The sequence below is a fragment of the Pseudomonas lurida genome, assembly GCF_013522705.1.
Classification (GTDB): domain Bacteria; phylum Pseudomonadota; class Gammaproteobacteria; order Pseudomonadales; family Pseudomonadaceae; genus Aquipseudomonas; species Aquipseudomonas quebecensis.
The window spans coordinates 48410-55478 of sequence record NZ_JAAMRE010000037.1; the positions used below are offsets into that span (position 1 = coordinate 48410).

General features: G+C 59.0%; 4 protein-coding genes. 3 read left to right on the plus strand and 1 reads right to left on the minus strand.

Features of this window, described 5'->3' with window-relative positions; genetic code table 11:
• Nucleotides 1-77: 77 nt before the first annotated feature.
• On the minus strand, nucleotides 78-1424 hold the full coding sequence (locus G7025_RS24300) for a spinster family MFS transporter (RefSeq protein WP_181081557.1): 1347 nt from the start codon (nucleotides 1422-1424) through the stop codon (nucleotides 78-80).
• Nucleotides 1425-1678: 254 nt separating this feature from the next.
• Here G7025_RS24300 and G7025_RS24305 point away from each other — a divergent pair, with 254 nt between their 5' ends.
• The 3 genes from G7025_RS24305 (at nucleotide 1679) to G7025_RS24315 (ending at nucleotide 6829) form a co-directional block, all read left to right on the plus strand.
• Nucleotides 1679-2044 (plus strand): YkgJ family cysteine cluster protein, encoded by a 366-nt coding sequence (locus G7025_RS24305; RefSeq protein WP_181081558.1) that lies wholly within the window; start codon nucleotides 1679-1681, stop codon nucleotides 2042-2044.
• A 138-nt stretch (nucleotides 2045-2182) separates the two neighbouring features.
• Nucleotides 2183-4447, plus strand: coding sequence for a putative bifunctional diguanylate cyclase/phosphodiesterase (locus tag G7025_RS24310; protein WP_181081559.1), 2265 nt, complete (start codon nucleotides 2183-2185; stop codon nucleotides 4445-4447).
• 204 nt (nucleotides 4448-4651) lie between these two features.
• Entirely contained in the window at nucleotides 4652-6829 is a 2178-nt protein-coding gene (locus tag G7025_RS24315) for a hypothetical protein (protein ID WP_181081560.1), read from the plus strand.
• Nucleotides 6830-7069 lie beyond the last annotated feature (240 nt).

Here is a 7069-nt window from a genome sequence, read left to right on the forward strand (position 1 = left end):
CCACAGTTGACCGAGTTGTCATGTCGATCACTGATCAATGTGGGAGGGGGCTTGCCCCCGATGGCTTCACCCCAGTCTCAAGCGGTCGCGGCAACAGCCGGCACCTCAACCGCACTCAACCCCTCCTTCATGCGCTTGGCATCCCGCACAAAGCTGCGCGAGGCCTGGAACAGAAACAGCATCGTCAAGAACAGCGCCACCGGGATCAGGTACATGGCGTCGTGCAGGCCCACGGCTTTGTAGGCTTCCGTCATCTGTTGCGCACCGTCGGCGTACATCGCCGAATGGGCAAAGTGGTCGGACAAACCGCCCACCACAATCGGCCCCATGCCGCCGCCCAGCAGGTACAACCCGGCAAAAAACAGCGCCATCGCCGTAGCCCGCAGGCGCGGTTCCACTACGTCCTGAATCGCGGTGTAGACGCAGGTGTAGAAGTTGTACGCAAACAGCCAGCCGACACTGAACAGCGCGACAAACACGCCGATCTCGATGCGCCCGGCATGCAGGGCCCAAGCGGTGGTGACGGTGGAAATAATCAGGCTGCACGCGGCAAATAGCAGCCGGCCATTGGCGATCCGCTGATGGATCTTGTCGGCGATCCAGCCGCCCAGTGTCAGGCCGATCAGGCCTGTGACACCGACGATGAAACCGGTGGCCACCGCCGCGTCCTGCAACGGCAACAGGAAATAGCGCTGCAGCATCGGCACCAGGAACGAGTTGCAGGCATAGGTGGCGAAGTTGAAGCACAACCCGGCCAGCACCAGCCATAGGAACGTCGGCACCGCCAGCACGCGGCGGATCGGGCGGTCGACGCGCGCCTGGGACACCTGCACCGCCTCCGCCGCGCCACGCTTGGGTTCTTTGATATAGAACATGAACACCGCCAGGATCAGCCCCGGCACCGCGGCGATAAAGAACGGCGCGCGCCAGCTGTCGAACGCCTTGACCATCGCCCCGATGGTAAAGAACGCCAATAGCAGGCCCAACGGTAGCCCGAGCATGAAAATCCCCATGGCGCGGGCGCGGCGGTGCGCCGGGAACAAGTCGCCGATCAGCGAGTTGGCCGCCGGCGCGTAGCTCGCTTCACCGATGCCGATCCCCATGCGCACCAGCAGAAAACTCCAGAAACTGCCTACCAGGCCGTTGATCGCCGTGAGCCCGCTCCAGGCAAACAGCCCCCAGCCCATCAACTTGCTGCGCGAGCCGGTGTCGGCCAGACGCCCAAGGGGCAGGCCGGCGATGGCATAGACGATGGTAAAGGCGGTGCCGATGATGCCGAGCTGAAAGTCACTCAGGTGCCATTCCATGCGGATGGGTTCGATGATGATTGCCGGAATGGTGCGATCGAAGAAATTGAACAGGTTGGCGAGGAACAGCAGGAACAGAATGCGCCAGGCATTCGCCGCTTGGGTCGAGTTCTGCATGGGTCCGTCTCTTTTATTGTTATGAGAGCTGCGATGCCCGATGCATCCCGCTCAGGTAACTGCAACATAGTCACGCCGGCGGTGGTTGTCTGTAATGATTCGTAAAGCTGATAGGACGTAATTTCACCCGGCACTGCGGGACTTCGCCTACACAAAATATATGTGTGCCCCCCTCTTCCCAATGGCGTTGGCGTGGATAGAATGGCGAGCCTTCCTGCAGTGCCCCTATCCCACTTTTCTTATCGATGACGCCCATGTCCGAAGCCAGTCCGTGTCTGAGTTGCGGTGCCTGCTGTTCCTATTTTCGCGTGTCGTTCTTCTGGGGCGAGTGCGCCTCGTCGGGTGGTACGGTGCCCGATGATCTGGTGGAACAGATCAATCCCACTCGCGTGGCGATGATCGGCACCGACCGCAAACCTGCGCGCTGCTGCAGCCTTGAAGGCACGGTGGGCGAAGGGACGCGCTGCACGATCTATGAGCAGCGCTCCAGTGTATGCCGCGAGTTCGAATCGTCCTGGAGCCAGGGCGTGCAGAACGTCGATTGCGATGCCGCGCGCGCCGCCTTCGGCCTGCCGCCCCTGCAGGCACCGTTTGAATTCGAGCTGCCCATCAGCGCTTAGCATCAAACGCTATGGGCAGCATGCCGAAAAGGTTCTGAGCAAAGTGCCATTATCCCTGGCAAATTCCGCGAGGCTTCTATACTCGACCTCATAGGTCATCGCCTTAGGCCGTGACGTGACGCTATGACAGGACATGCTATGGAATGGCTGGGTCTGCATTTCTTTACCGACCTCCCCACCAACGGGCATTTATTACTCAATTGCAGTCATAACCCGTTTCTGGTGCTGCTGGCTTATCTGGTGGCCTGCGCGGCAGGGTTCGGCACGCTGGACATGGCCGAGCGGGTCGGCCATGTCGAGGACCCCACCGCGCGCCGACATTGGCGCTGGCTGGGGGCCGGCTGCCTGGCTGGGGGCATCTGGTCGACACATTTCATCAGCATGCTGGCCTTCCAGGCGCCCATCGCAATTCACTACGAACTGACGATGACCTTCGTGTCATTGCTGATCGCGCTGATTGCGTCGTTGTTTGCCATGAAAACCCTCAGCCATCCCAAGCTGCGGCTGCTTCAATACCTGCTGGCCTCGGTGTGGATGGGACTTGGCATCGCCTTGATGCATTACGTCGGCATGTCAGCGATACGCTCCCAGGCATGGATGTACTTCGACTCATGGCTGCTGCTGGCCTCGATCGGCATTGCCATCGGTGCCAGCCTCGCCGCGTTGTTGCTGTCGAATTATCTGCGCACCGGGGCCGGGATCTTCCACCAACTGCTTAAATATGCCGCCAGCCTGGTCCTGGGCGCGGGCATTATCAGCATGCATTTCACTGGCATGGCCGCCATGCAGATGGTAGTGCCTACCGGTGCTGACCTCTCGGTTGCGCCCAACAATAACCCCATGCAGCTGGGCCTGTCGGTGGCGGTGATCACCTTGCTGGTAATCGGCAGCAGCATCAGCGCGGCGCTGGCGGACAAGAAACTGCAACACAAGGAACGCGACCTGCGTCGGGTCAACGCCCTGCTCAGCGAATTGGACCAGGCCCGCGCGTCCCTGCAGCAGGTAGCCCATTACGATGCGTTGACCAGCCTGCTCAACCGTCGCGGGTTCAACCAGATTTTTGCGGAAAAAGTCGCGGAAAAGACCGCCACCCACGGCATGATGGCGGTGATCTTCCTCGATATAGACCACTTCAAGCGCATCAATGACAGCCTCGGGCACGACGCCGGCGATCAACTGCTGACCGTACTGGCCAGCCATATCAAAGGCTCGGTGCGCAGTCATGCCGACGTAGTCGCGCGCTTTGGCGGCGATGAATTCTGCATCCTGATCAGCATCCATCACCGCGACGAAGCGCGCCATCTGGCCCAGCGCATCATGCAAAAAATGAAAGAACCCGTGGAACTGGCCGGCCGTCGGATGGTGATGACCACCAGCATTGGCATCAGCCTGTTTCCCGATGACGGCATGACCTGTGAAGAGCTGTTGAAAACCGCCGACCTGGCGCTGTATCAGTCCAAGGATGCGGGACGCAACAGCCTGAATTTTTTCAGCTCCAACTTAAAGACCCGCGCCACCCTCGAACTGCAGTTGGAAGAAGAGCTGCGCAACGCCCTGCGCACCGGCACCCAACTGGTGCTGTTCTATCAACCGATCTTCGACATGAAACTGGGCAAGGTCAGCCGCCTGGAGGCTCTGGTGCGCTGGCAGCACCCACAGCACGGGCTGCTCGCACCCGACCGGTTTATCGAGATCGCCGAAAGCAACGGCCTGATCGCCGAGCTGGACCATTGGGTACTGCGCCAGGCCTGTCATGACCTCAGCCAGCTCACCGACCGAGGCTACACCCAGCTCACGCTATCGGTGAATTGCTCGGCCCTGAACCTGGCGCGCGACGAGCTGGCGGATGAAATCGAAGATGCCCTGCGCTTCAGCGGCCTGGCCGCCAACCGCCTGGAACTGGAAGTGACCGAGAATGCGCTGATGGGCAATATCAGCAGCACCCTGGCGCTGTTGCGGCAAATACGTTCGCTCGGGGTATCGCTGGCCATCGACGATTTCGGCACTGGCTACTCGTCCCTTGCCTACCTCAAGCGCTTGCCGCTCAACACGCTGAAGATCGATCGCTCCTTTATCCAGGACATTCCCAAATCCACCGCCGACCTGGAAATCGTCCAAGCCATCATCGGCATGGCCCATACCCTGCACCTGCAGGTGGTGACAGAAGGCGTGGAAACGCACACCCAGTTCGAACTGCTTCATAGCCTTGATTGCGACTTTATCCAGGGCTACCTGTTGAGCCCGGCGGTGGGCATCGGCGAGATCATCGGCGTAGTACAAGGCATTGAGCGGCATAATCCGCTGCACACCTTCACACCTGCGGCGAACAAAGAGCCTGCACCGTCCAAAGCGGCGTCACCAAACCGCGGCAGCGCTGGCTCAACCGTGAGGCCAATCCGCTGACGTCGAATCCTTGGCAGTTAGCCATCATTTATCTAAAGAAGTCCGACGAACGGCCGATCCATGAACGTCCGGCCAGGTTTTGCCGAGCCCATCAAGCCGAAGGCCAATGGTTCAGGACAAGGACGCACTGCAAAGTCGCGAACAACCCAATCCGTGATGGCCCTTTGATATTTTCCAGCCATCCGCCCAGGCACATGGCGCACAATGACTTCTAAAAATAACTCTGCCACCGTGGTATCCGACGTGTTGCTCACAGCTCCTGCGGAAAAACCCTCAGGTTCCAAGTCATTGAGCTCCACCTCCGCGCTGGCCACCCAGCAATACCTGTACTTCACCGAGACCAATACCGACCGCATCCTCGACAATCTCGACGGTCTGCGTGACATGGTGTTCCCGCGTCCGCCTCACGCCGAGGGCGATGGCGAACAGCACAGCGACCAGGAATTCCCCTCGGTGTGCCTGATCGGCCTGGGTCGTTGCGGTTCGAACATCGCCCTGGATGTGGCAGAGCTGGTGTACAACGCGCGCAAGTTTTACCTGAACGAGTTCAGCACTGAAGACAAGTCGATCGATAAGGGTTACAGCCCGGCCCAGTGGATCCGCAACAACCTGCGCCTGGGCAATGGCAAGGCCAGCAAACCGGTATTCTTGGTGGAGCCGCTGGTCATGCTGGGCGATCTGGACAAGGACATCGCCGGGCGCATCCGCTTCTCGCGCAAGAACGAAAAAAGCGGGTTCCTGCGCGACTACAGCAAAATGAAAATCATGGACCTGTCGGAAGTGCACGCCGGTGGCGCCGGCAACGCGCCAATCCTGGGCCAGTACCTGGCCAAGATCATCCTCAATAAAGACACCCAGCGCTTTTCCAGCCCCGACTGGAAGATGATTCACTCGTACCTCATCGATTCATGCGGCATCAAGGCCAACCAGTCGCGCCTGTATTTTTCGATCTTCAGCGCCGGCGGTGGCACCGGCTCGGGCATGGCTTCGGAGTTCGGCCTGGCCCAGCAGCATTCGTACATGAACAAGACATTCGACACCAAGCCCGCCGACGAGCACGACAGCAAGAGCGGCCACGCCTTCGTGTTCGAGCCGATCTTTACCAGCGGCATTTGCGTGCTGCCGAATATTTCCGACCATCGCAGCGAGATGTCCGAGGCCTTGCACATCAACGCCGGGCGTCTGCTATGCAAATACCTGTCGGAAGAATGGGATTTCTCTTACAACTTCGCCAATGAAGACAGCAGCGAAGCCAGTGTGAAAGGGCGTATCCGGCCCTGGAACGCCATGATGCTGATCTCCAACGACATCATGCGTTATGCCGAAGAAAGCGATGACGGCAACATCCAGAACATTGATGTCAATGCCATGGAAAAACACGCCAACCAATACATCTCACAGCAGATCTTCAACATTCTTACGGCCCAGGCCGTGACCACCGACTACGATCAGAACTACTTCCGACGCGCCGGCATCGACATCGGCGAGACCATTCGCCTGGATGCCAACGACTTGTTTATGAGCCTGGCCGGCCCTGTGGCGATTGCGTACGCTGAATCCGTCGTCCCCGAAACCCCGGCGCCCTCGAATGACAAATTCAAGGTGTTCGAAAAAGAACCTCAGCGCCTGAACATCGACGACCTGTTCTTCCGGTCCATCGACCTGCCGCATTTCAACAAGGTCACCCAGGCCATCGAAGGCATCAGCCTGTTGCCGATCGAGTCCAAGCGGTACAAGGCATCCCTGGAGCAATACAAGAACTCCGGCTATGACGCAGCGGCGCTGCACGACCTGCACTTCTTCAAGAACTGCTCGTCGGTGGTGTCGATCGTCTCATTGCCCAAGGACTACAAGCTGTCCTACATGGACCTGAATCGGCTCAAGACGCACCTCAACAGCCTGTTCCCCAACACCACGCTCAAGCGTTATGCCCTGGTGATCGGCGCGTCGGCCAACCTGTCGCTGACCACCCTGATCGCCAAGAGCCCGTGCCTGTCGGACGACTTCCTGACGCTGATCGTGGCATTTATCAAACGCTGTTTCGCCCGTAACCCCTACCGATTCGATGACACCCTGGACAACTCGATCCTGGACTTCATCATCCACGAGGATTTCGATGAGGAGCGCATCGACGAACTGCTCAACGAGTTCGAGAACCCGGCGAAAATCCTCGATACCAACTGGTACGCGATCAAACCGATGTACGAGAAGAAGTACCGCGAGCTGATCAACGACAAAGAGAAGTTCGTGTCCATCAATGACATTCGCCTGTCACGGGACTGCGTGAAAAAGGCGATCAAGTACCTGCGCGAGATTTACCGTCACCGCATCGGCAAGACCAAGGTGATTTCACTGAACAACCACACCGGCAAGACCGGCTAGGTTGAGGCGCGGCCATCGCGGCCTGGAAATCCATGGGCAGCCCCCTGACGCTGTGGTGAGCGGGCTTGCTGGGTGAACGGGCTTGCCGTGGTGAACGGGCTTGCTGTGGTGAACGGGCTTGCTGTGGTAATGGAATGGACGCCCCCTTCCTAACGGCATCTATGTGCCAAAGTTAAAGTGTTATCCACACTTAGCGGAAGGGAGCGTCCTCATGCAGATTACGACTGTTTCGGTTGACTT